The 23561-nt window shown below is 53.5% G+C and carries 24 protein-coding genes and 1 other annotated feature; of the genes, 8 read left to right on the top strand and 16 right to left on the bottom strand.

The genetic code is table 11. The features are described from left to right. Positions 1-12: 12 nt before the first annotated feature. Positions 13-984 (top strand): helix-turn-helix domain-containing protein, encoded by a 972-nt coding sequence (locus CWM61_RS02945; protein ID WP_100630678.1) that lies wholly within the window; start codon positions 13-15, stop codon positions 982-984. Positions 985-1091: 107 nt separating this feature from the next. Here CWM61_RS02945 and ihfA read toward each other — a convergent pair whose 3' ends face one another. The 10 genes from ihfA to CWM61_RS02990 form a co-directional block, all read right to left on the bottom strand. Continuing rightward, positions 1092-1391, bottom strand: coding sequence for an integration host factor subunit alpha (gene ihfA, locus CWM61_RS02950; protein ID WP_002909098.1), 300 nt, complete (start codon positions 1389-1391; stop codon positions 1092-1094). Between the two features lie 4 nt (positions 1392-1395). Continuing rightward, on the bottom strand, positions 1396-3783 hold the full coding sequence (gene pheT / locus CWM61_RS02955; protein WP_100630679.1) for a phenylalanine--tRNA ligase subunit beta: 2388 nt from the start codon (positions 3781-3783) through the stop codon (positions 1396-1398). A gap of 15 nt (positions 3784-3798) precedes the next feature. Next, on the bottom strand, positions 3799-4782 hold the full coding sequence (gene pheS / locus CWM61_RS02960) for a phenylalanine--tRNA ligase subunit alpha (RefSeq protein ID WP_061154223.1): 984 nt from the start codon (positions 4780-4782) through the stop codon (positions 3799-3801). A 63-nt stretch (positions 4783-4845) separates the two neighbouring features. Then, positions 4846-4970, bottom strand: a sequence feature (Phe leader region). Then, positions 4921-4965, bottom strand: a complete 45-nt coding sequence (gene pheM / locus CWM61_RS29000) for a pheST operon leader peptide PheM (RefSeq protein ID WP_001386830.1) — start codon at positions 4963-4965, stop codon at positions 4921-4923. (Overlaps the previous feature by 45 nt.) A gap of 118 nt (positions 4971-5088) precedes the next feature. Beyond that, positions 5089-5445: a 50S ribosomal protein L20 gene (gene rplT, locus CWM61_RS02965; RefSeq protein WP_000124850.1), complete on the bottom strand. Its 357-nt coding sequence runs from the start codon at positions 5443-5445 to the stop codon at positions 5089-5091. Positions 5446-5495: 50 nt separating this feature from the next. Continuing rightward, on the bottom strand, positions 5496-5693 hold the full coding sequence (gene rpmI, locus CWM61_RS02970; protein WP_001124225.1) for a 50S ribosomal protein L35: 198 nt from the start codon (positions 5691-5693) through the stop codon (positions 5496-5498). A gap of 96 nt (positions 5694-5789) precedes the next feature. Continuing rightward, on the bottom strand, positions 5790-6332 hold the full coding sequence (gene infC / locus CWM61_RS02975; protein ID WP_012967832.1) for a translation initiation factor IF-3: 543 nt from the start codon (positions 6330-6332) through the stop codon (positions 5790-5792). Positions 6333-6335: 3 nt separating this feature from the next. Then, positions 6336-8264 (bottom strand): threonine--tRNA ligase, encoded by a 1929-nt coding sequence (thrS, locus tag CWM61_RS02980; protein ID WP_074385544.1) that lies wholly within the window; start codon positions 8262-8264, stop codon positions 6336-6338. A 432-nt stretch (positions 8265-8696) separates the two neighbouring features. After that, a complete protein-coding gene (locus tag CWM61_RS02985; protein WP_061154220.1) occupies positions 8697-8930 on the bottom strand; it encodes a hypothetical protein in 234 nt (77 codons plus the stop codon). A gap of 270 nt (positions 8931-9200) precedes the next feature. Next, positions 9201-9959 (bottom strand): YdiY family protein, encoded by a 759-nt coding sequence (locus tag CWM61_RS02990; RefSeq protein ID WP_061154219.1) that lies wholly within the window; start codon positions 9957-9959, stop codon positions 9201-9203. Between the two features lie 354 nt (positions 9960-10313). On the opposite strand from CWM61_RS02990, the gene pfkB reads away from it, so the two are divergent. The 3 genes from pfkB (at position 10314) to CWM61_RS03005 (ending at position 12601) form a co-directional block, all read left to right on the top strand. Next, positions 10314-11246 (top strand): 6-phosphofructokinase II, encoded by a 933-nt coding sequence (gene pfkB / locus CWM61_RS02995; RefSeq protein WP_074385542.1) that lies wholly within the window; start codon positions 10314-10316, stop codon positions 11244-11246. A 92-nt stretch (positions 11247-11338) separates the two neighbouring features. Continuing rightward, entirely contained in the window at positions 11339-11623 is a 285-nt protein-coding gene (gene ghoS / locus CWM61_RS03000) for a type V toxin-antitoxin system endoribonuclease antitoxin GhoS (RefSeq protein WP_100630680.1), read from the top strand. A gap of 105 nt (positions 11624-11728) precedes the next feature. Then, positions 11729-12601, top strand: a complete 873-nt coding sequence (locus CWM61_RS03005; RefSeq protein ID WP_061154217.1) for a fructosamine kinase family protein — start codon at positions 11729-11731, stop codon at positions 12599-12601. A 43-nt stretch (positions 12602-12644) separates the two neighbouring features. On the opposite strand, the gene tonB is transcribed toward CWM61_RS03005, so the two are convergent. After that, the gene (tonB, locus tag CWM61_RS03010; RefSeq protein WP_100630681.1) at positions 12645-13391 is read right to left on the bottom strand and encodes a TonB system transport protein TonB; all 747 of its coding nucleotides are present in this window, start codon (positions 13389-13391) and stop codon (positions 12645-12647) included. Between the two features lie 210 nt (positions 13392-13601). On the opposite strand from tonB, the gene CWM61_RS03015 reads away from it, so the two are divergent. Continuing rightward, positions 13602-13898 carry a YciI family protein gene (locus CWM61_RS03015; RefSeq protein WP_008804420.1) on the top strand — a complete coding sequence of 99 codons (297 nt, stop codon included), beginning with the start codon at positions 13602-13604 and terminating at the stop codon, positions 13896-13898. 270 nt (positions 13899-14168) lie between these two features. Here the strand turns inward: CWM61_RS03015 and CWM61_RS03020 are convergent, their stop codons facing one another. Further along, positions 14169-16598, bottom strand: coding sequence for a glucose/quinate/shikimate family membrane-bound PQQ-dependent dehydrogenase (locus CWM61_RS03020; RefSeq protein WP_100630682.1), 2430 nt, complete (start codon positions 16596-16598; stop codon positions 14169-14171). Between the two features lie 753 nt (positions 16599-17351). On the opposite strand from CWM61_RS03020, the gene CWM61_RS03025 reads away from it, so the two are divergent. Next, positions 17352-17963 carry a YceI family protein gene (locus CWM61_RS03025; RefSeq protein ID WP_227521370.1) on the top strand — a complete coding sequence of 204 codons (612 nt, stop codon included), beginning with the start codon at positions 17352-17354 and terminating at the stop codon, positions 17961-17963. Between the two features lie 492 nt (positions 17964-18455). Here the strand turns inward: CWM61_RS03025 and CWM61_RS28760 are convergent, their stop codons facing one another. Beyond that, positions 18456-18629: a YciY family protein gene (locus tag CWM61_RS28760; RefSeq protein WP_123235798.1), complete on the bottom strand. Its 174-nt coding sequence runs from the start codon at positions 18627-18629 to the stop codon at positions 18456-18458. A 143-nt stretch (positions 18630-18772) separates the two neighbouring features. Here CWM61_RS28760 and cls point away from each other — a divergent pair, with 143 nt between their 5' ends. Further along, entirely contained in the window at positions 18773-20233 is a 1461-nt protein-coding gene (gene cls / locus CWM61_RS03035; protein WP_100630684.1) for a cardiolipin synthase, read from the top strand. Positions 20234-20267: 34 nt separating this feature from the next. Further along, positions 20268-20597, top strand: a complete 330-nt coding sequence (locus CWM61_RS03040; RefSeq protein ID WP_061154212.1) for an HI1450 family dsDNA-mimic protein — start codon at positions 20268-20270, stop codon at positions 20595-20597. Between the two features lie 62 nt (positions 20598-20659). Here the strand turns inward: CWM61_RS03040 and CWM61_RS03045 are convergent, their stop codons facing one another. The 3 genes from CWM61_RS03045 to CWM61_RS03055 are packed head-to-tail and all read right to left on the bottom strand — an operon-like array spanning position 20660 to position 23557. Then, positions 20660-21487, bottom strand: coding sequence for an ion transporter (locus CWM61_RS03045; protein ID WP_012541359.1), 828 nt, complete (start codon positions 21485-21487; stop codon positions 20660-20662). 55 nt (positions 21488-21542) lie between these two features. Then, entirely contained in the window at positions 21543-22547 is a 1005-nt protein-coding gene (gene oppF / locus CWM61_RS03050) for a murein tripeptide/oligopeptide ABC transporter ATP-binding protein OppF (RefSeq protein WP_008804414.1), read from the bottom strand. Continuing rightward, on the bottom strand, positions 22544-23557 hold the full coding sequence (locus tag CWM61_RS03055; RefSeq protein ID WP_004151853.1) for an ABC transporter ATP-binding protein: 1014 nt from the start codon (positions 23555-23557) through the stop codon (positions 22544-22546). Before CWM61_RS03055 ends, oppF begins: the two co-directional genes overlap by 4 nt. Positions 23558-23561 lie beyond the last annotated feature (4 nt).

A 23561-nucleotide genomic window follows, 5' to 3' on the forward strand; every position in this document is an offset into this window, starting at 1 on the left:
GTAAGGGTAATCATGAGTGGTCAGGTACTTATCGAATTAGCACTTCAATCCACAGGCTTAACTCAAAAAGCGCTGGCAGAGAAGCTAGGTGTTTCACCTACACAAATCAGCAAGTGGAAAAAAGGCGAATATATATCATCAGAAATGGAGTCAGGCTTGCGCGCCATAACCGGTATTGGTGAACAAGACCCAGCCGTTGTCCTGTGGTCAGGTTCGCTGGCCGATGCCAAAAAGTGGAATAAGTTAATTGGTTTCCTGGGTGAGCTGGCTTATGAAGAGGATGAAACAGGCTATGAAATTTACCCGCTGTTAGATGAACCTGAATCGCTAAGCAGCAGTATTTTTTACCTGCTTCACGAGATTGGCGTTAGTATTCCCTCCCCGTTCCCAGCCGGGTTGGATGTCGATTATGAAGATATGGAAGATGTTGAAGCCCAGGAAATTTTTGATAATTCTTTAGTTTCCCTGCTCAGCCAAATCTTGAAAGCATACACCGATGTATATGGCTTTTACATGGCGTACATAGACGATCTGATACAAGATGATAGTCTGGAATTATATGATACGCCTGCAATAAATATTGAGTCCGAATTACTCTCACTAGCGGCTTGCAAAGTCGCTATTTCAAGTAAGATAGCGCCTCAATACAGGTCATTCAGGGCACACACCTTATCAGATTATGAAGAGTGGCTCAGCATCGTCAAAGATCGAGCTTTCCGTGCCAATGTACCGCTAAAAGCAGAACTCCTCGATCTAATCCACGCCTCAAATGATGAGATAGGCGCCTGTGCAGAACAAGAGAGTTTAGGATTGAATGCCTCAAGGCTGCACCCGGACATCTACATGAATGAATTGCTGGTTGGGATGCGCGCAATCCACCAAGTACTTCCTGCGATAATTGAAAAGTTAGGTATCGATTTTACGCTCGATAGCTCCGTGTTTTCCCATAGTAAGCCCTCCTATACCTCCCCTAACGATGACTAAGTATTAACCTTAGATTCAGGACGATAGTTTTTAACCAGCAAAAAAACGATTATCCCAATGTTCAATAAAGAAAAAGGCCGCAATGCGGCCTTTTTAATTAGTTCAGATTATTTGTCTTTCGGTGACGCGTTTTCGACACGGCTTTTCAGCTTCTGACCGGGTCTGAAGGTCACCACGCGCCGGGCTGTAATGGGAATATCCTCCCCCGTCTTCGGGTTACGTCCCGGGCGTTGGTTTTTATCCCGCAAATCGAAGTTGCCGAACCCGGAGAGTTTGACCTGTTCTCCGTTTTCCAGAGCACGACGGATCTCTTCGAAAAACAACTCGACCAGTTCTTTGGCATCCCGCTTGCTAAGCCCAAGCTTATCAAACAGATATTCTGACATTTCAGCTTTTGTAAGCGCCATAGGTTCAATCCCTCAATGATGCCTGGAATCGCTCTTTTAATGCCTCTACACATCTGGCAACGGTAGCGGCAATCTCCTCTTCTTCGAGTGTACGGCTGGTATCCTGCAGGATCAGGCTAATCGCAAGGCTCTTATACCCTTCCGCCACACCTTTACCACGGTACACGTCAAATAAGTTTACGCCAACTACCTGATTTACGCCAACTTTCTTACATTCGGCTAAAACATCGGCAGCAGCCACGTTTTCAGCGACCAGTACCGCGATGTCGCGACGGTTCGCCGGGAAGCGGGAAATATCGCGCGCCTGAGGCACCACGCGGTCTGCGAGCTTGTTCCACTCCAGTTCGAACACCAGAGTGCGACCGTTCAGATCCAGTTTACGTTCCAGCTCAGGATGAACAACCCCAATGAAACCAATGCGTTCACCTTTAAGATAAATCGCTGCGGATTGGCCTGGATGCAGCGCAGTTATCGCTTCGCCACGGAACTCGATGTCGGCCAATTTACCGGTTAAATCCAGAACGGATTCCAGATCGCCCTTCAGATCATAGAAATCGACCGTCTCTTTCGCCAGCGTCCAGTGCTCTTCATAGCGGTTACCGCAGATCGCCCCGGCCAGCATCACATCCTGACGAATGCCCAGCGGCGCCTGAGTATCCGGCACGAAGCGCAGACCACTCTCAAAGATGCGCACGCGGCTCTGCTGACGGTTCTGGTTGTAGACCACGGTCCCCAACAGGCCGGTCCACAGCGACAGACGCATCGCCGACATTTCACTGGAGATCGGGCTTGGCAGGATCAGCGCCTCTTCCCCGACGTGGATCAGCTGCTGGACTTTCGGGTCAACAAAGCTGTAGGTGATCACTTCCTGATAGCCTTTGTCGTTCAGCAGCGTTTTCACGCGCTTCAGCGACAGGTCAGCTTCACGGTGGGTCCCCATGATCAGACCCGCCTGTACTGGCTCATCAGGAATGTTGTTGTAGCCATAAACGCGAGCCACTTCTTCGACCAGATCTTCTTCGATCTCCATGTCGAAACGCCAGCTCGGGGCGACTGCCTGCCATTCACCCTGACCTACCGTCACTTCGCAACCCAGGCGCTGCAGAATGTCGGTGACCTGCGCGTCATCGATATGGTGGCCAATCAGGCGATCCAGTTTGCTACGACGCAGGGTAATGGTGGCGCGTTTTGGCAGGGTCTCTTCGTGGGTCACGTCGATCACCGGGCCGGCTTCACCGCCGCAGAGGTCGATCAGCAGACGCGTGGCACGCTCCAGCGCTTTATACTGCAGCGCCGGATCGACGCCGCGCTCATAACGATGAGAGGCATCGGTGTGCAGGCCGTGACGGCGCGCGCGGCCGGTAATGGACAGCGGGCTGAAGAAGGCACACTCCAGCAGCACGTTCTGGGTTTCGTCGTTAACACCGGAGTGTTCCCCGCCGAAGATCCCGCCCATCGCCAGCGCTTTGTTATGGTCAGCAATAACCAGGGTGTCACTGTCGAGCTTCGCTTCAGAGCCATCGAGCAGCACCAGGGTTTCACCCTCTTTCGCCATGCGCACCACGATCCCGCCTTCGATACGGTCGCGGTCAAAGGCGTGCATCGGCTGGCCCAGCTCAAGCAGCACATAGTTGGTCACGTCAACCACTGCATCGATAGAGCGGATCCCGCAGCGACGCAGCTTCTCTTTCATCCACAGCGGGGTCGGCGCTTTGACGTTGATGCCTTTCACCACGCGGCCCAGATAGCGCGGGCACGCCTGCGGCGCGTCAACCTGAATCGGCAGCACGTCGTCAATGGTCGCGGCAACCGGCGTGATTTCCGGCGCGTTCAGCGGCGCTTTGTTCAGCACAGCGACATCGCGCGCCACACCGATGATACCCAGGCAGTCGGCGCGGTTTGGCGTGACGCTGATTTCGATATTGTTATCGTCAAGCTTGAGGTATTCACGAATATCAGTGCCGATCGGCGCATCCGCCGGCAGTTCGATAATTCCGCTATGGTCGTCGGAAATACCCAGCTCGGAGAAGGAGCACAGCATCCCTTCTGACGGTTCACCGCGCAGCTTCGCCGCTTTAATTTTAAAATCGCCCGGCAGTACGGCGCCGATGGTCGCCACGGCGACTTTCAGCCCCTGACGGCAGTTTGGCGCGCCGCAGACGATATCCAGCAGGCGTTCACCGCCCACGTTGACTTTGGTGACGCGCAGTTTGTCAGCATTTGGATGCTGGCCGCACTCCACCACTTCACCGACCACTACGCCGTTGAAGCTGCCGGCAACCGGCTCAACGCCATCGACTTCGAGGCCCGCCATGGTGATCTGATCGGAAAGCGCTTCGCTGTCGATCGCCGGGTTAACCCACTCGCGTAACCACAGTTCACTGAATTTCATTGTTCTGTCCTGCCCTTATTTAAACTGTTTGAGGAAACGCAGATCGTTTTCGAAGAACGCGCGCAAATCGGTCACGCCATAACGCAGCATGGTCAGACGTTCCATCCCCATACCGAAGGCGAAGCCGGAGTAGACTTCCGGATCGATACCCACGTTACGCAGCACGTTCGGGTGTACCATCCCGCAGCCCAGCACTTCCAGCCATTTGCCGTTTTTCCCCATCACATCAACTTCTGCGGACGGCTCGGTGAACGGGAAGTAGGACGGACGGAAGCGCACCTGCAGATCTTCTTCAAAGAAGTTGTTCAGGAAGTCGTGCAAAGTCCCTTTCAGGTTGGTGAAGCTGATGTTCTTATCAACAATCAGACCTTCCATCTGATGGAACATCGGGGTGTGGGTCTGATCGTAGTCGTTACGATAGACGCGGCCCGGCGCGATAATGCGGATGGGCGGTTGCTGGTTTTCCATGGTGCGGATCTGCACGCCGGAGGTCTGAGTACGCAGCAGGCGAGTGGCATCGAACCAGAAAGTGTCGTGGTCAGCGCGCGCCGGATGGTGACCCGGAATATTCAGCGCATCGAAGTTGTGATAATCATCTTCGATTTCCGGGCCAGTCGCCACGGTAAAGCCGAGCTCACCGAAGAAACTTTCAATACGGTCGATGGTGCGGGTAACCGGATGCAGACCGCCATTTTCCATACGGCGACCCGGCAGCGAGACATCAATGGTCTCTGCCGCCAGACGCGCATTCAGCGCTGCGCCTTCCAGTTCAGCTTTACGCGCGTTCAGCGCCTGCTGTACCTGCTCTTTCGCTTCGTTGATGACCGCGCCGGCTGCCGGACGCTCTTCCGGCGGTAACTCACGCAGGGTGGTCATTTGCAGGGTCAGATGCCCTTTTTTACCCAGGTATTCCACGCGGACGTTGTCCAGCGCAGCAACATCTGATGCCTCGTTAATGGCTGCCTTGGCACTGGCAACCAGCTCTGCGAGATGTGACATGGTTTTCCTCATTATGTCGGTGCAGACACCGGTTATAGTGAAATTAATATCCCGAATCCATATACGAAAAAAGCCTCCACAGGGGAGGCTTTCTGGCGCTGTTTTCCGTTTCTTCTTTCACGCGCTAGCCTCCTGAGTTCAGGTGCTAAAGTAAAAAAAGAAGCGGAAAATAGCAGCATTCATGCTTGCATTACCTTGTCTGGTAAGAAACGTCAGACCTGTATTGAAAAGCCTGCGCCGATAAAAGTCAATGTATTGATGGTGTTGAAACGAAAAGAGGGAGACAAGCTCCCTCTTTCAACTGGCTTATGCCAGAGCTGCTTTCGCTTTTTCGACCAGAGCGGTGAACGCTACTTTGTCGAATACGGCGATGTCAGCCAGGATCTTACGGTCGATTTCAACAGAGGCTTTTTTCAGGCCATTGATGAATTTGCTGTAAGAAATACCGTTCTGACGTGCTGCTGCGTTGATACGTGCAATCCACAGTTGACGGAACTGACGTTTACGTTGACGACGGTCACGGTAAGCGTACTGACCAGCTTTGATAACAGCCTGGAAGGCAACGCGGTATACGCGAGAACGCGCACCGTAGTAGCCTTTAGCTTGTTTCAAAATTTTCTTGTGACGTGCACGTGCAATTACACCACGTTTTACGCGAGCCATGTGTGCTCTCCTGTATCTATTCTAAGTTAAAAAAGTTAAACGTTAACGACTTATGCGTACGGCAGGCACGCGATAACCAGGCCCAGATCGCCTTTGGAAACCATGGCTTTCGGACGCAGGTGACGTTTACGCTTGGTAGCTTTTTTAGTCAGAATGTGACGCAGGTTAGCGTGCTTGTGCTTAAAACCACCTTTACCGGTTTTTTTGAAGCGCTTAGCAGCACCGCGTACGGTCTTAATTTTTGGCATCTTAATAACTTCCACTTCGCATTGTTAATAAACGAAACATAGGCGAACAACATCAGTGAAGCCCTAAGGCTCCACTGACATCGCTACTTGAAGGCCTTACTGTTTCTTCTTAGGAGCGAGCACCATGATCATCTGGCGGCCTTCGATCTTCGTAGGGAAGGATTCGACTACTGCCAGTTCACTCAGATCGTCACGGACGCGCGTAAGCACTTCCATACCGATCTGCTGGTGGGCCATCTCACGACCGCGGAAACGCAGTGTGATCTTAGCCTTATCGCCATCTTCGAGAAAGCGAACCAGGCTGCGGAGTTTTACCTGGTAATCACCATCATCGGTCCCAGGACGGAATTTAATTTCCTTAACCTGGATAACTTTTTGCTTTTTCTTCTGTTCCTTAGAAGACTTACTCTTTTCATAAAGGAACTTGCCGTAGTCCATGATACGACAAACTGGCGGTTCGGCGTTAGGGCTGATTTCAACTAAATCTACTCCGGCCTCTTCAGCCTTTTCGAGAGCTTCTCTCAGACTCACAATACCCAAAGCTTCGCCTTCCAGACCTGTCAAGCGAACTTCCAGGGCGCGAATCTCGCCATTGATACGATTCGGACGTGCCGTTTGAACTCGTTTTCCGCCTTTAATACCTTATTCCTCCAGTTGTTGAAGACTGCGGCTGCGAATCTCTTGTTGCAGCTTCTCAATCACTTCACTTACGTCCATGCTGCCGAGGTCTTTCCCGCGACGGGTGCGCACGGCCACTTTGCCGGCTTCGACTTCTTTGTCGCCACAGACCAACATATACGGGACACGACGTAAAGTGTGCTCGCGGATTTTAAAGCCAATCTTCTCATTTCTCAAGTCTGCTTTTACACGAATGCCCGCATTTTGTAGTTTACGCGTCAATTCGTTAACGTATTCAGCCTGAGAATCGGTAATATTCATGACCACTACCTGCACTGGTGCAATCCAGGTTGGGAAGAAGCCAGCGAACTCTTCGGTCAGGATGCCAATGAAGCGCTCCAGAGAACCAAGAATTGCGCGGTGAATCATAACCGGCACCTGACGCTCGTTGTTTTCGCCTACGTAGGAGGCGCTTAAACGCTGCGGCAGAGAGAAGTCCAGCTGTACGGTACCGCACTGCCATGCACGATCGAGGCAGTCATACAGGGTAAATTCAATTTTCGGGCCGTAGAAGGCCCCTTCGCCCAGTTGATATTCAAATGGGATGTTATTTTCTTCCAGCGCCACCGCCAGATCCGCTTCCGCGCGATCCCAGGTCTCATCGCTACCGATACGTTTTTCCGGGCGAGTCGACAGTTTGACGACGATCTTCTCGAAGCCAAAGGTGCTGTACATATCGTAGACCATACGAATACAGGCGTTCACTTCATCGCGAACCTGATCTTCAGTACAGAAGATATGCGCATCATCCTGGGTAAAGCCGCGAACGCGCATCAGACCGTGCAGCGCACCTGATGGTTCGTTACGGTGACAGCTACCGAACTCCGCCATACGCAGCGGCAGATCGCGATAGGATTTCAATCCCTGGTTGAAGATCTGCACGTGACCCGGGCAGTTCATCGGCTTGATGCAGTATTCACGGTTCTCAGAAGAGGTGGTGAACATCGCATCTTTGTAGTTGTCCCAGTGACCGGTTTTTTCCCACAGCACACGGTCCATCATGAACGGACCTTTAACTTCCTGATACTGGTACTCTTTCAGTTTAGAACGAACGAATGTTTCCAGTTCACGGAAGATGGTCCAGCCATCGTTATGCCAGAACACCATACCCGGCGCCTCTTCCTGCATATGATACAGGTCGAGCTGCTTACCGATTTTACGGTGGTCACGCTTGGCGGCTTCTTCCAGACGCTGCAGATAAGCATTCAGCGCTTTTTTATCCGCCCACGCGGTACCGTAGATACGCTGCAACATTTTATTGTTGCTGTCGCCGCGCCAGTAGGCACCGGCGGTTTTCATCAGCTTGAAGTGATGACAGAAGCGCATATTCGGTACGTGCGGGCCGCGGCACATATCGATATATTCTTCATGATGATACAGACCCGGCTTATCATCATGAGCAATGTTTTCGTCAAGAATAGAAACTTTATAGGTTTCGCCACGCTTCACGAAGGTTTCACGCGCCTCGTGCCAGCTGACTTTCTTCTTGATGACATCGTAGTTTTTCTCGGCGAGCTCATGCATACGTTTTTCGAGCGCGTCGATATCTTCCTGAGTCAGGGTGTGGTCGAGGTCTACGTCATAGTAGAAGCCATTATCGACAACCGGACCGATAGCCATTTTGGTGTTGGGCCACAGCTGTTTAATGGCATGGCCTAACAGGTGCGCACAGGAGTGACGAATGATCTCCAGCCCTTCTTCATCTTTCGCAGTGATAATAGAGAGGGTGGAATCGTTTTCGATCGGGTCGCAGGCGTCTACCAGTTCACCGTTTACCCGCCCGGCAATGGTGGCTTTCGCCAGGCCTGGACCGATATCCAGCGCAACATCCATGGGGCTAACAGCGTGGTCAAAATGGCGTTGACTGCCATCAGGAAGCGTAATTACAGGCATTTTATGTCCTTATTTGCAGTGGTGCCCCACACGAAAGAGCACATACAAAACTATATAATCATAATTATCATCAGGTTAAGGCGCAGTTCCCGCTTCACTCTGCGAAAAAAGGAGGACGACCGGATGGACCGTTCCCGCCTGCCACCGCCTGCTGATAACACCGGGGAGTAGTTTACACATCATTGATACGTGATTAAAGCCGCAAGCGTATAAATGATGGCGGAATGTGGAGAAAACAAGAGAGATAGAGATAAAAAGACGAATATCCTGCTACTGCAGGCGAGAATAATCGCCGGCAAAACCGGATAATATTATTCGGACGTGATAGAAGAGACGCAATGATATTGCATGCTTAATCTTTAATGCAGATCGTTAAACCGGTACCGCTTCACCCGGCTTAATTGACGTACGACGAAATAAAGGTCTGGTATATTACGACCACTCGCCGGCCACCAGCGTATGCACATTAAAGGCATCGCTCATGGATTGTCCGGTGGTCCGGGAACCGGGGGCGATATTCGAGCCAGCCTCAACGTCAGTCGCTTTGGCGATGCCTATCTGAGTATGGTCCTGGTTGCCCGACGGCGGGACTGGCGTGGCAGCTGATGCGCCAAAAGAAAGCACGCACAGCGCCAGGGCTGCGATGGTAAATTGAGTGTTTTTCATGATGTTCATTCTCTTATTACGGAAGACAGACCGCGCGATTTCTCCGCCAGGTCAGTGCATCTCAGTATAGTTCCAGATCACATATTTGTCCGTCAAATATTTAGCTTTTCGTGTCAAATAGAATGAATATTTGTCAACAAATCGGGAATAATGGAGAAAAGATGGAGGGCTATTTCTTTTTATAAAAACTAAAACGAAAGGTCAGAAAAAATAATGCCACTAATTGCTAAATTTAAAACGAACAGGCCGGGAAAACCCGGCCTGAAAATATTACATTTTATACCCAAGGGACAGCGACGTCCGGCGATCGGTATGCTCCGGCGCAGAGGAAGGCGGCGCCGAGTTCCAGGTCACGTTGTAAGCGACTTTCAGCGCGAAATGGGCGTTAATCGCCACGTTTAACGCGCTCTCAGAGTTGACGGTGGTGTCCTCAGCGCCAAACACCGATACCCCTTGCGTAAATTTGGCGTTATCGGTCATCTGCCAGGCCCAGGTGCCGGAGGCGTAACCCAGCGGCTGAGTATCGGTTTCTCCATCGGTAAACTCGTCATAGCGGACGCCAGGACCGAATTCAAACCGCAGGCTGTGCACGGGACCGTTGAGGATCTGACGACCATAACCCGCCGTCAGGACATCACGCTGCTGATAGCCATTATAGCGGTCGGTCAGCCAGCTGCCCTGACCAAAGAGATAGTTCATATCGGTCAGGTTATAGCGGCTACGCCCACCGACTGCATATTTTTCTGAGGATCGCTCATCGTTGGAAGAGGTGTTGCTGGCGTTCCCCCACAGCGACCATGCGGTGGTATTACCATACCAGGTCAAGGTGGAATCTGCCGTCATCGAGGAGTTCTTGGTGTTGCCGGACTGCGCCAGGTAGCCTGCGTTAACCACACCTTCGAAAGGTTTTTTAGCAGCGGAAGGGTCATCCATGACGGTAAATACAGAATCATCGGCCATTGCGCCAACAGACGCAAAAAGCCCCCCCGCCAGCATAACCGCTGCGGGTACTGTCTTTAAAAGCTTCATTATAACTCTCTAAAATACATTTTTTAGGACAGTACAAATGATGAACAGACACAACCTGCCCGCTCATTGAATTTAGCGTCCGTACAACATAAAAGAGACCTGAGGGTCCCGGAAACTTTCGCGAGGATCGCGGTGTGCAGGTCCTAAGAAAGGTAGCAAATTATAAAAAAGCACGAATAACATAGCAATCACTTACTCTTTCGTTTTTTGAATAAGACAGCTCCGGAAACAATCTTTATTTCATAATGAAAATACAAGCTTCTTTGCAAATCTCTCAGGAACATCACTTTCCCTCCCGGAGTCATCGTGCCATGCTTAAATAAAATACAGTCGCCGTATTAAGGAGGAGAAGGAATGACCAAAATTTATACGCTAACGCTGGCCCCCTCGCTGGATAGCGCCACGCAGACCCCACAGATTTACCCCGAAGGTAAACTCCGCTGCAGCGCGCCGGTATTTGAGCCCGGCGGCGGCGGGATCAACGTCGCCCGTGCCGTGACCTTTCTTGGCGGTAAAGCCACCGCCATTTTCCCGGTTGGCGGCGCCACCGGCGAGCACTTAGCAGCCCTGCTGGCCGATGAGCAGGTACCGGTCGAGACCGTCGAAACCCGAGACTGGACGCGGCAAAACCTGCACGTTCACGTGGCCGCCAGCGGCGAACAATATCGCTTTGTCATGCCCGGCGCAGCGCTGACGGATGATGAGTTCCGCCGCCTGGAAGAGAAAGTCCTGACGATCGAACCCGGCTCACTGCTGGTGGTGAGCGGCAGCCTGCCGCCAGGTATCAGCGTCGAAAACCTGACGCAACTGGTGAAAAACGCGCAACAGCAGGGGCTGCGCTGCATTATCGACAGCTCCGGCGACGCGCTGGCTGCGGCGCTGGACGTCGGCAATATTGAGCTGGTGAAGCCGAACCAGAAGGAGCTCAGCGCCCTCGTACAGCGCGATCTGAGCCAACCCGATGACGTACGCCTTGCCGCCCAGTCGTTGATCCAGTCCGGTAAAGTACGCCGGGTGGTGGTTTCGCTCGGGCCGCAGGGGGCGCTAGGCGTTGACGCCAGCGGCAGCGTTCAGGTGGTGCCGCCGCCGATGAAAAGCCAGAGCACCGTCGGCGCCGGCGACAGCATGGTGGGCGCCATGACCCTGCGTCTGGCGGAAAACGCCGGGCTGGAGGATATGGTTCGCTTTGGCGTCGCCGCCGGTAGCGCCGCGACGATCAATCAGGGCACCCGTCTCTGCTCGCAGGCAAATACGCAAAAAATCTACGATTATCTCTGCGGTCGCTGATCTTCCCTGCCCCTCCGCGTCGGCGGAGGGAGTCACGATATTGGCTGGATGGTCTATGCTGGAAAGGCTATGGATAACAATGGGGTGTAGAGATGAGCAATGAGATAACCGCCTGGGTCACCAGCGTCGCCTTTCACGAACAGGCGCTGACGGAGATCAACGAGGTCAGCAACCACTTTACCCGCGCCGGGTTCGTACTGACGCTCAATGATGAAGACGGCAATCCCCATGAGCTGGGGACCAACACCTTTGGCCTGCTCAGCGCCCAGGATGCTGATGAAGTTAAGGCCCTCAGCGCAGGACTGGCGGAATCGGCCCTGGGCCGCCCGGCAGAGATTACGGTCAGCACATTCGCCGAGTGGTTAAAAGCTCAATAAGTGCGTTTAACGCAACGGAAAGCGTCAGTTGTGCGTCAGTTCCAGGTTTACCCGGTAGCAGTGCGCTAACCTTATGATATGGTGGAAAACATGGGGAGAGACAGCATGTGGCAAGCAATCAGTACACTTTTACGCGATTGGCATTCCGAAAACGCTGAAATCGAACTGAAAACCGAGCTGCCCGGTGGGGAAATCCATTCGGCCTGGCATTTACGCTTCGGCGGGAAAGATTACTTCGTGAAATGCGACGAACGTGAGCTTCTGCCCATCTTCACCGCCGAGGCCGATCAGCTGGAACTGCTGTCGCGAAGCAAAACCGTTCGCGTGCCGCAGGTCTTTGCGGTCGGCAGCGACCGTGACTACAGCTTTGTGGTCATGGAATACCTCCCTCCCCGTCCGCTGGATGCGCATAATGCCTTCCTGCTCGGCCAGCAGTTAGCTCATCTGCACCAGTGGAGCGATCAGCCGCAGTTTGGTCTGGATTTCGACAACGATCTTTCCACCACGCCGCAGCCCAACGCCTGGCAGCGTCGCTGGTCGGTGTTCTTTGCCGAGCAGCGTATCGGCTGGCAGCTGGAGCTGGCGGCGGAGAAAGGGCTGCACTTTGGCGATATCGATACCTTAGTCGATGTGGTTCAGCAGCGGCTGGCCAACCATCAGCCGCAACCTTCTCTGCTCCATGGTGACCTGTGGTCCGGTAACTGCGCCTTAGGACCAGATGGCCCCTACATCTTCGATCCAGCCTGCTACTGGGGCGATCGCGAGTGTGATTTAGCCATGCTGCCGATGCACCCGGAACAGCCGCCGCAGATCTATGACGGCTACCAGTCCGTTTCACCGCTGCCAGCAGGTTTTCTCGATCGTCAGCCAGTCTATCAGCTGTACACCCTGCTGAACCGGGCAATTTTGTTCGGTGGCCAGCACCTGGTGACCGCCCAGCAGGCGCTGGACGATGTGCTGATGGAAAAAGCACGTTAGAAAAGGCTCCCGGCGGACCTCTCCGATCCGCCGGGCTCCGTTATCAGTTAATTTCGACCCCATTCAGACGGAATTTGATAGTCATCGTCACGCCGGTTCCCGGTCTTGCCTGCTCGTAACGCCATCTGCGCATCGCGCTTTTCACTTCGCGCTCGAACATATTTGCCGGCTGGGCAGAGAGGATCTGCAGGTTGTCGATTCGGCCATCAGGCGTCACGTCAAACTTCACCCGTACCGTCCCCTCGATGCGCAGCGCCTGGGCGCGGGTCGGATAGGTCGGCTGGACACGGCTGATCGCACGCGGGCCGCTCGGGGTAGTAACGGTGGGTTTGGCGGCCGCGGTCGAGGTGCTCGGCGCGGTGCGCGCTGGCGCCGTATTGTTGTTTTCAAACGGCGAGGCCGGACGCGGCTCTGCTGCCGGCTTCACGTCCCGCTTGGGCTGCTCAACCTTTTTCTCCGGCTTGGGTTTCGGTTTGGGTTTAGGCTTCGGCTTCGGTTCCGGTTTATGGATAACCACCGGCGCTTCTTTCGGCGGTTCAGGCACCACCTCGGGTTCCGGCTCAGGATCAGGTTCGACAACGGGCTCCACGACTGGCTGTGCCGCCGGGGGCGGCTCAAGATCGGCCGGCGCGACCATCGTAATCTCTATCGGCTGCGTCGGAGAAGGCTGTTCAATAACCTGATGTACCGAGGTATAAAGCAGCCCCGCCACAACGGCACCGTGGATAGCCACGGACAGCAGCGTTGGCCACGGGAAGCGGCGAGGTAAATCAAGGGTCATTGCGCTCATAGTCGTTTCTGTTGAAAAATGATGCTCCGATTTTAAATGCAAATAGCAATCATATTCAATAAGGCGTCTTAACCTGAGTCAATTTTTGCCACCATTTGCAGAAAAAAGCCGCGCCGGCAGCGCATTCGACACCGGTATGCATCTTTGCATTGCAGTCCATCGCCGTTTAACTTAACGTAATTCGCCTGATTATTGATAAGGAGCTTTGCCGTGCTTTACGTTATCTACGCTGAAGATATCGCCGATTCTCTGGAAAAGCGGCTCTCGGTTCGCCCTGCGCATCTCGCGCGTCTACAACTCTTACACGATGAAGGCCGGCTGCTTACCGCCGGGCCAATGCCGGCCGTTGACAGCAACGAACCCGGCGCAGCAGGGTTCAGCGGCTCAACGGTGATTGCCGAGTTTGAGTCGCTGGAAGCGGCTCAGTCCTGGGCGAATGATGATCCGTACATTGCGGCTGGCGTCTACCGCCAGGTCTCTGTTAAGCCGTACAAAAAAGTATTTTGAAAAAAATCCCCTGTTATTTTTCTGGTTAGCCACAAAAACACACCAGGCCATCAGATTAAAGGGCGCATTTTGGTACACAACATTAAAATGCCGCCCTTTTCAATCATGCGAAAAGTTTGGCTGTTCTCTCACTGACCTGTCCTGTGCAGGGTCAGATCCCCTCTCCTGCCACCACATCGTCGCCTACCGTCTCGCCATCCATGCATTAATATAAAAGGCCCCCGCTGTCCGGCGGGGGCCTTTGATCGTTATCGCTGATCCAACTACCTGTTACTTATCGAGCGCATAGGCAATCACGTAGTCACCGCGATCCGGCGACTGGCGGGCACCACCGGCGGAAATCAGGATGTATTGTTTGCCGGTCTTCGGCGAGACATAGCTGATGGGTCCCCCCTGGCTTCCTACCGGAAGACGGGTTTTCCAGACTTCTTCACCCGTCGATGAATCGAAAGCGCGCAGGTAGTAGTCCTGGGTTCCGGCAATGAAGACCAGACCGCCCTGAGTGGCCAGGGTTCCGCCCAGCGTTGGCATACCGATCGGCATCTGAGCACGCATTTTTACGCCAAACGGACCGGTATCCTGGACGGTACCGACCGGCACCTGCCAGACGATTTTCTGTGTTTTCAGGTCAATCGCGGACAGCGTACCAAACGGTGGTTTCTGACACGGGATCCCCAGCGGCGACATGAAACGGTTTTTATTGACCGAGTACGGCGTTCCTTTCATCGGGACTGCCCCCATCCCGGCGTTCACCGCCTCGCCACCGGTGTTGGCCACCGCGCTTTGCGGGTCCTGCTTAATCAGCTGAACCCACAGACCCAGGCGCATATCATTGACGAAAATATAGTGGTTGTTCGGATCGGTGGACAGGCTGCCCCAGTTCATTCCTCCCAGAGAGCCCGGGAAGCTGAGGGAAACATCGGTCCCCGGCATGGTGTACAGCCCGTCATAACGCATCGATTTGAAGCTGATACGACAGACCAGCTGATCAAACGGCGTTGCCCCCCACATATCAGATTCTTTCAGGGTTTCCGCCCCAATCTGCGGCATCCCAACAGAGCGCGGCTGCGTCGCCGGATACTGTTCATTTGGGATATCAGCCGGTTTCACCGGGACCTCTTTCACTTCGGTAAGCGGTTGACCCGTCAGGCGATCAAGTACATAGATTTGGCCCGCTTTGGTCCCCACCACCACGGCGGGTTTGTTGCCCTCTTTGGTCGGGAAATCGACCAGGCTTGGCTGCATCGGGACATCGAAGTCCCACAGATCGTTACGCACGGTCTTGTATACCCACTTCTCTTTCCCGGTGGTCGCATCCAGCGCCAGGATTGAAGTGGCGTATTTGTGATCGCCCTGAATACGGTCTGCGCCCCACAGGTCAACAGAGGAGCTCCCCATCGGAATAAACAGGGTATTCATCGACGCATCCCAGGACATGGGCGCCCAGGAGTTAGCGGAACTGCGTTTGTAATGTTCCCCCGGTTGCAGAACATGATTGGGATCCGGATTACGCGGATCAAATGCCCAGCGCTGCTGGCCAGTGATCACGTCATAACCGCGCACCACGCCGCCCGGCATGTCAGTACTGACGTTATCCGCCACGCGGCCACCAACCACCACTGTGGTGCCAGCCAGCGTCGGGGCTGAAGTCAACACATAGCTTGGATCTGCCGCGGCCCCCATCCCTTCTCGCAGATTCACGCTGCCGTTCGTCCCGAAATCCGGGCAGAATTGGCCGTTATCGGCGTCCAGGGCGATCAATCTGTCATCAATCGTATTCATCAGGATGCGACGCTGGCATGCGGCTCCCGGCGCGACCTGTGCCGGCAGAACCGGTGTGGAACCAGCCACAGTGGGCTGGGTCAGTGGCTTCGTGGCATCAAAATACGCCAGGCCTCGGCAGCGCATCCAGATTGCGGATTTCGCATTAATTTCCGCTCTCCAGATCTCTTTTCCGCTATCGGCATCCACGGCGATCACATTGTTATGTGGGGTACACAGGAAAACGCGATCGCCTACCTGCAGCGGCGTTTGCTGATCTTCTGCGCCATTGCCATCCGGGCTTAACGGAGTGTCGCCAGTATGGAAGGTCCAGACGGGTTTCAGGTTTTTTACGTTGTCACGCGTGATCTGGTCCAGCGCCACAAAACGGCTACCGCCGGCAGTATTGCCGTAGTGGTCCCAGTTTTGCTGTTTAGCGTCTTCTTTTACCGGCACCAGCGGTAATTTCTCGCCGCTGAACGCCACTGTGGGATGGGGCTGAAACATCTGAACAAAGGTGACGCCCATGGCGATAACCAGGACAACGCAGACCCCCCATACCCCTTTGGTGCTGTAAGGCTTTCCTTCATGCTTACGTAGCGCAGGCCAGGTGGCCGCTGCCAGCAGCATCAACCCGGCGGGTACCATCAAACGGGAAACGAGCGGCCAGAAGTCGAAGCCGGCATCAAACAGTGCCCAAATCAGGGTACCCACGAATACCAGAGCAAACAGCCACACCGCGGACGACTTGCGGCGGAAAAACTGAATCGCGGCGAGCAGGGTAATAACCCCGGCAATAAGGAAATACCAGCTTCCCCCCAGGGAAACCAGTTTATAACCGCCGATGACAAAGAACAGGCCTGTCGCAAGCAGTATCACGCCGACCAGCAGGCACCACAAGCCTAACCAGCCGGATGAGCGGGGATTCGTATCTGACATAATAACTCTCCTGATAACACCATGAAATAAAACTATTTCTTATTTAACTATCGATGTTTAACCCCGCAGTAAGCCAGACGGCATAAATGAAGCATAATGCCGGGATAGAAAATGGCGACAAAACATCGATGCCAGGAATTATATTGAATTGTTAATAGATTGTGTAAGTCCGTTATGTAAGATCTTGTATTTTATTTATTTGTTGATTGTTTTTTATGCAAGCCTGGCGCGATATAGCAAAAAAAACGCCAAATACAATGAAACGGAAACAACTATAACGGACAGGAAATACAGAATAATATATTGCACTTTAATGTTTCATATGAACATTAAATCAGCTAACAGCTTAAAGCATGGTTATTACTCTTTTTTTTGAAATTGACTGGATACGCATATCGATGCGGGTCACTTTTTCCTGATCGATATTAAGCCATAGGGTAAATACGGATTATCCTCTGGTTTTCGGAAGGTATTGCACCGGGCTTAGACAAGCTTCCTACATTCAGGAACGCAGTGATTTCACGGCCCCCAAAATTGCATTACCCGAATGATAAAGGCACACATAACACGCTGACATTGGCCAATAAAAATCACGCTATAAGGTAAAAGTTGCAGATGATAATTTTTTAAATTCTATTAATTGCTTTGCGTAAAGTTCACGCAGGGTTATTGTAGGGGTATTCGTAATTGATTAAAAATTTTGAAAGGGAATAACAAATGTTTTCAATAAACGCTTAATTTTTTTGGGCTACTATTTTTGGACCTGACCCATGTAAGGAGCTTTTTGTGAACCTTTGGAAAAAAACAGCATTTCTTTCTCTGCTTGCCTTATATATCCCTGTTTCACAAGCCGCGGCGACGGAATATAACCTGGATCCGCAGCACACGTCGGTTTTTATTGCCTGGAACCATTTCGGATTCTCTAACCCTACAGCCTATATCTCTGATGTTTCAGGAAAATTGTCTTTTGACAAAGAAAACCCTGAAAAATCTTCTGTTAACGTTACTCTGCCGGTAAAAACCATTGACACGCATGTCAAAGCGTTAACCGATGAATTTTTAGGCAAAGAATACTTCGATGTCAAAACGTTTCCAGAGGCCACTTTCCAGAGTACCAAAGTGGAAAGCAAAGGCGGGAATAAATATGATGTTGAAGGTAATCTGACCATTAAAGGCATCACCAAACCGGTAGTACTGCATGCAACCCTGAATAAGCAGGACATGCATCCGATGGTGAAAAAAGAGGCTATTGGCTTTGATGCGACGGGTGTAATCAAACGTTCTGACTTCAAGCTTGATAAGTATGTGCCAGCGGTGAGTGATAACGTGACCATCACCTTATCTACTGAAGCATATGCGAAATAAATTAACGCACGCGTAATAGCGTGCATTTTATTCAGGCGCGTTATCCAGACCGCCATCCTGAAAGGGAAACACTGGCGCAGATTATTTCAGCTCCGGTGGGGTTCATTTAGCCTCAAGCGCGATTTCCTGACAGCGCCTGTTTCATTATTCCCCTCAACTTACATCAGGTTGCATCTGCTGGTCTGTGGTGACATGCGTTCGACAACGCCGCACCTGTCTGGGTAACAATAAATGCTGCATGCCGATTAATTCCTGTGGCGCCAGAGATAGGTTCAGTCTGAAAGAAACTGCCAGGAATAAGGTGGCGTGCATAGCATGCCTATTTCAATGAGACGTGAAATCAAGCCAGGTTCAGTCTGTCGTTGCATCGCTGCATGACAACACAAAGATTTCAATATGGCGAAGATAAAAGATGACGAAGATAAAAGGAAATTCAGCGCAGAATTGAGAAAACGACAACGGCACCGCTCACGGTGCCGTTAATCTGCTCACTTAACAGTCGGGGAAGACAAACAGCAGAGCATGACGCTGCCGTTTCACCAGTCCCTTCCTGATAGCAAGGATCCGCATATTGCGGCGCGATTGGGCTTCCAGCCAGCGCGCTTTACGGCGATTCACCTGTCTCAGCATGCGCCAGCGCCCTACTTCCGTTCTACTACGCTTCATTGCAACGACTCTACGAGTGAAAACAGCCTCCATTATAAACCTCTGCCGGCAACTGACTACCGCTTTTGCTGCGTTTTTATTTGCCAGAAAAATACTGATGCGTAAACTCATCACATAACGTCATTCAAAAGGATTTTACATCTATGACAACCTTTTACACGGTGGTGAACTGGCTGGTCATTCTGGGGTACTGGCTGTTGATCGCCGGTGTAACATTACGAATTCTAATGAAACGCCGCGCTGTCCCGTCCGCCATGGCATGGTTGCTGATCATTTATATCCTGCCGCTGGTGGGAATTATCGCCTATCTCTCCTTTGGTGAATTGCATCTCGGCAAACGCCGGGCGGAACGCGCCAGAGCGATGTGGCCCTCGACGGCCAAGTGGTTAAACGATCTCAAAGCCTGCAAACATATCTTCGCGGAAGATAACAGCCCGGTGGCCGATTCCCTGTTCAAGCTATGCGAACGGCGTCAGGGGATTGGCGGGGTGAAAGGCAACCAGCTGCAGCTGCTGACGGAATCTGACGACGTGATGCAGGCCCTGATCCGCGATATTCAGCTGGCCCGCCACAATATCGAGATGGTCTTTTATATCTGGCAGCCAGGCGGTATGGCCGATAGCGTCGCCGAATCGCTGATGGCCGCCGCCCGTCGCGGGGTTCACTGTCGGTTAATGCTCGACTCTGCGGGCAGCGTGGCCTTTTTCCGCAGCCCGTGGGCGGCGATGATGCGTAACGCCGGTATTGAGGTCGTCGAGGCCCTCAAAGTTAACCTGATGCGTGTGTTCCTGCGCCGGATGGATTTGCGTCAACATCGCAAAATGGTGATGATCGATAACTATATTGCCTATACCGGCAGCATGAATATGGTCGATCCGCGCTACTTTAAGCAAGACTCGGGGGTCGGCCAGTGGATTGACCTGATGGCGCGGATGGAAGGCCCGGTGGCGACCTCGATGGGCATCGTCTACTCCTGCGACTGGGAAATCGAAACCGGAAAGCGCATTCTGCCCCCGCCACCGGACGTCAATATCATGCCGTTCGAAGAAGCCAGCGGGCATACCATCCACACGATCGCCTCCGGCCCGGGCTTTCCGGAAGATCTGATCCATCAGGCGCTCCTCACCGCCGCCTACGCGGCGAAAGAGCATCTGATCATGACGACGCCCTACTTCGTGCCCAGCGACGACCTGCTGCACGCGATCTGTACCGCAGCCCAGCGCGGCGTCGACGTGAGTATTATTTTACCGCGCAAGAACGATTCACTGCTGGTGGGCTGGGCCAGCCGGGCCTTTTTCACCGAGCTGCTGGCAGCCGGGGTCAAAATTTATCAGTTTGAAGGCGGACTGTTGCATACCAAGAGCGTGCTGGTGGATGGCGAACTCAGCCTGGTGGGAACGGTGAATCTGGATATGCGCAGCCTGTGGCTCAATTTTGAGATTACGCTGGTCATTGATGACGCCGGTTTCGGCAGCGATCTGGCGGCGGTCCAGGATGACTATATCTCACGTTCGCGCCTGCTTGACGCCCGTCGTTGGCTAAAACGACCGCTCTGGCAGCGGATCGTCGAGCGACTGTTTTACTTCTTCAGCCCGTTGCTGTAAAACGTGCCCATCAGATACCGAATGAGTAGCAATCATGGATATGGATTTAAACAACCGCCTGACCGAAGACGAAACGCTTGAGCAGGCTTACGATATCTTCCTCGAGCTGGCGGCCGACAACCTCGACCCGGCGGACATCATTCTGTTTAACCTGCAGTTTGAAGAGCGCGGGGGCGCCGAGCTGTTCGACCCGGCAGCAGACTGGGAAGAGCATGTGGATTACGATCTGAATCCGGATTTCTTCGCCGAAGTGGTGATTGGCCTGGCGGATACCGATGGCGGGGAAATCAATGACATTTTCGCCCGTGTTCTGCTGTGCCGCGAAAAAGATCATAAGCTGTGTCATATTCTGTGGCGTGAGTAACGCTCACCAGCCAGTGAAAAGCCTGCCGCGATCCTCCCGGCAGGCTTTTTTATGCTGGCAACTTATTTCGGCAACGCATGCCCGCAGGCGTGACAAAAACGGGCGTTATCGTCATGGTCGCCCTGCTGACATTGCGGACACAGGCGACGCTGACGCCGACGGTTCAGGGCGCTGGTCATATGGGTAGTGATAAGCCCGGTCGGTATCGCGATAATGGAGTAGCCGATCAGGATGAGGATCGACGCCAGAATGCGGCCCAGTGGGGTATGCGGGGTGATATCGCCATAGCCGACGGTGGTGATGGTCACGATGGCCCAATAGACCGAGGCGTTGAGCGTCGTAAAGCCGTATTCCGGCCCCTCAATCAAATACATCAGCGAGCCGAAAATCACCATCACAATGGCGATAAACGAATAGAACAGAATCAGCTGGTGACGCGCACTGACGATTGCCCGCCAGAACACGTTGAGCGAAGGCATAAAACGCAACAGTTTGAGAATACGCAGCGCGCGGATCGCCCGCATTGCTCGCCAGGCAAAAACATAATTCAGGCTAATCTCCGGCCACAGCCACATCACATACAGCGGTAAAATCGTCGCCAGGTCAATCAGCCCCCAAAAGCTGAAAATATAGTGGAGCGGATTGGGCCAGGTGGCGATACGCAGCAGGTACTCCACGGTAAAAACCGCGGTCACCAGCAGCTCCAGCCAGACGAAAATATGCCATTCATCTAATGTCAGATGATATTGCGTGCCCAGCCCCGACTCGATAAAAATCACCAGCACGCTGAGCAAGGCGAAAAGTCCGCACAGCCCTTCGAAGCGGCGGCCGGAACGTCGATTCTGATCAAAAAGTAAATGATAAAGCCGCAGACGAGCGGCAGAAAGCATACCCACTTCGTTAACCTCGCAAAAAAAAAGGGCTGACCTGCGTCAGCCCCTGAGATTATAACGGGTCTACCTTAAGGCAGGAAACCGCATGGCGGAAACTGCCCTCCAGTACCGGGCGGGTTTTCGCACACTCTGGCCCGGCGAGCGGGCAGCGGGTGCGGAACACGCAGCCCGACGGCGGGTTAATTGGCGAGGGTAATTCGCCCTCCAGCAACTGAATAGTTTTCGCTTTCTCGAGATCAGGATCGGGGATCGGTACCGCCGACATCAGCGCTTTGGTATAAGGATGCAGCGGATTATGGTACACCTCGTCGTAGGTGCCCAGCTCCACCGCATGGCCCAGATACATCACCAGGACGCGATCGGAGATATGTTTAACCACCGCCAGATCGTGGGCGATAAATATCAGTGACAGCCCCATTTCACGCTGCAACTGCTGCAGCAGGTTGACCACCTGAGCCTGAATCGACACGTCAAGCGCAGATACTGGCTCATCGCAGATAATCAGCTTCGGCTCTAAGATCAGCGCCCGCGCGATGCCAATACGCTGGCACTGACCGCCGGAGAACTCGTGCGGATAGCGGTTGATCAGGTTAGGCAGCAACCCGACCTTCATCATCATCGCTTTAACGCGATCGCGAACTTCCTGACGCGACATCTTCGGATGATAGGTGCGCAGCGGTTCAGCGATAATCTCCCCGATGGTCATGCGCGGATTCAGCGAGGCCAGCGGATCCTGGAAGATCATCTGGATATCGCTGCGCACGTCGCGCCACTCTTCCTGCTTCATGCCCAGCAGATCTTTCCCAAGCCAGGCCACTTTGCCATCGGTCGCTTTCACCAGGCCAATAATGGCGCGGGCGAAGGTCGATTTACCGCAACCTGACTCCCCCACCACACCGAGGGTTTCTCCCTCATAGAGACGCAGCGTCACGCCATCCACCGCTTTCAGCGTTTTCGACGGCTGCCAGAACCACTGCTTGCCATCTTTGATATCGAAATGCACCTTCAGGTCGGCAATCTCGAGCAGAACTTTTCGTTGTTCAGTTACGGCGTTCATAGCAGATCCCCCACCGGTTTAAAGCAGGCGCGCAGGCGGCCTGGTGCGAACGACTCCAGCGGCGGTGCGCTGCTGCACTGCTCCATGGCGTGCGGACAGCGCGGCTGGAATGGACAGCCTTTCGGCAATCGCAGCAGGTTTGGCGGGTTGCCAGGGATGGTTAACAACGCATCGCCTTCGGCATCCAGGCGTGGAACCGCATTCAACAGGCCAATAGAGTATGGATGCGACGGCTGATAGAAGACATCGCGCGCCTGACCGTACTCCATGGTGCGCCCGGCATACATCACCAGCACTTTATCGCAGATCCCGGCCACCACTCCGAGGTCGTGGGTGATCATGATGATGGCCGTATTAAATTCGCGTTTAAGCTCATTCAACAGCGTCATGATCTGCGCCTGCACGGTGACGTCCAGCGCGGTAGTGGGTTCATCCGCTATCAGCAGCCGGGGTCGGCACAACAGCGCCATGGCAATCATCACGCGCTGGCGCATCCCGCCGGAGAACTCATGCGGAAACATCTTCATACGCTTGCGCGCTTCCGGCATTTTTACCGCATCGAGCATCTTCACCGACTCTTCAAACGCTTCGGCTTTACTCAGCCCTTTGTGCAGCATCAGGACTTCCATTAACTGCTCGCCCACCCGCATATACGGATTGAGGGATGTCATCGGGTCCTGGAAAATCATCGAGATTTGCTCGGCGCGCAGTTTGTTCAGCTCGCGTTCGGGCAAATTGAGGATCTGCCGGCCGTTAAAGGTGGCGGAGCCCCCGATACGACCGTTGGCCGCCAGCAGTCCCATCAGGGCGAAGGCGGTTTGCGATTTACCGGAGCCAGATTCCCCCACAATGCCGAGCGTCTCGCCCGCCTGCAGGGTGAAGTTCAGGTCATTGACGGCGGTGACATCGCCATCCGGCGTTTTAAAGGTGACGCGAAGATCTTTCACGTCCAGCAGCAGGCCGCTGTGACTCTGCGCTTGCGGCGCTTTTGCCGTTTCAATCATGGTCATGGCA

The sequence above is a fragment of the Klebsiella sp. K-Nf6 genome, assembly GCF_002806655.1.
In the GTDB taxonomy this organism is placed as follows: Bacteria; Pseudomonadota; Gammaproteobacteria; order Enterobacterales; family Enterobacteriaceae; genus Klebsiella; species Klebsiella variicola.

Bases quoted from the DNA above. Each gene is read 5' to 3' on its own strand.
- CWM61_RS02945 (WP_100630678.1), top strand. From the start codon at position 13: ATGAGTGGTCAGGTACTTATCGAATTAGCACTTCAATCCACAGGCTTA.
- ihfA (WP_002909098.1), bottom strand. From the start codon at position 1,391: ATGGCGCTTACAAAAGCTGAAATGTCAGAATATCTGTTTGATAAGCTT.
- pheT (WP_100630679.1), bottom strand. From the start codon at position 3,783: ATGAAATTCAGTGAACTGTGGTTACGCGAGTGGGTTAACCCGGCGATC.
- pheS (WP_061154223.1), bottom strand. From the start codon at position 4,782: ATGTCACATCTCGCAGAGCTGGTTGCCAGTGCCAAGGCAGCCATTAAC.
- rplT (WP_000124850.1), bottom strand. From the start codon at position 5,445: ATGGCTCGCGTAAAACGTGGTGTAATTGCACGTGCACGTCACAAGAAA.
- rpmI (WP_001124225.1), bottom strand. From the start codon at position 5,693: ATGCCAAAAATTAAGACCGTACGCGGTGCTGCTAAGCGCTTCAAAAAA.
- thrS (WP_074385544.1), bottom strand. From the start codon at position 8,264: ATGCCTGTAATTACGCTTCCTGATGGCAGTCAACGCCATTTTGACCAC.
- CWM61_RS02985 (WP_061154220.1), bottom strand. From the start codon at position 8,930: ATGAAAAACACTCAATTTACCATCGCAGCCCTGGCGCTGTGCGTGCTT.
- CWM61_RS02990 (WP_061154219.1), bottom strand. From the start codon at position 9,959: ATGAAGCTTTTAAAGACAGTACCCGCAGCGGTTATGCTGGCGGGGGGG.
- pfkB (WP_074385542.1), top strand. From the start codon at position 10,314: ATGACCAAAATTTATACGCTAACGCTGGCCCCCTCGCTGGATAGCGCC.
- ghoS (WP_100630680.1), top strand. From the start codon at position 11,339: ATGAGCAATGAGATAACCGCCTGGGTCACCAGCGTCGCCTTTCACGAA.
- CWM61_RS03005 (WP_061154217.1), top strand. From the start codon at position 11,729: ATGTGGCAAGCAATCAGTACACTTTTACGCGATTGGCATTCCGAAAAC.
- tonB (WP_100630681.1), bottom strand. From the start codon at position 13,391: ATGAGCGCAATGACCCTTGATTTACCTCGCCGCTTCCCGTGGCCAACG.
- CWM61_RS03020 (WP_100630682.1), bottom strand. From the start codon at position 16,598: ATGTCAGATACGAATCCCCGCTCATCCGGCTGGTTAGGCTTGTGGTGC.
- CWM61_RS28760 (WP_123235798.1), bottom strand. From the start codon at position 18,629: ATGAAGCGTAGTAGAACGGAAGTAGGGCGCTGGCGCATGCTGAGACAG.
- cls (WP_100630684.1), top strand. From the start codon at position 18,773: ATGACAACCTTTTACACGGTGGTGAACTGGCTGGTCATTCTGGGGTAC.
- CWM61_RS03040 (WP_061154212.1), top strand. From the start codon at position 20,268: ATGGATATGGATTTAAACAACCGCCTGACCGAAGACGAAACGCTTGAG.
- CWM61_RS03045 (WP_012541359.1), bottom strand. From the start codon at position 21,487: ATGCTTTCTGCCGCTCGTCTGCGGCTTTATCATTTACTTTTTGATCAG.
- oppF (WP_008804414.1), bottom strand. From the start codon at position 22,547: ATGAACGCCGTAACTGAACAACGAAAAGTTCTGCTCGAGATTGCCGAC.
- CWM61_RS03055 (WP_004151853.1), bottom strand. From the start codon at position 23,557: ATGACCATGATTGAAACGGCAAAAGCGCCGCAAGCGCAGAGTCACAGC.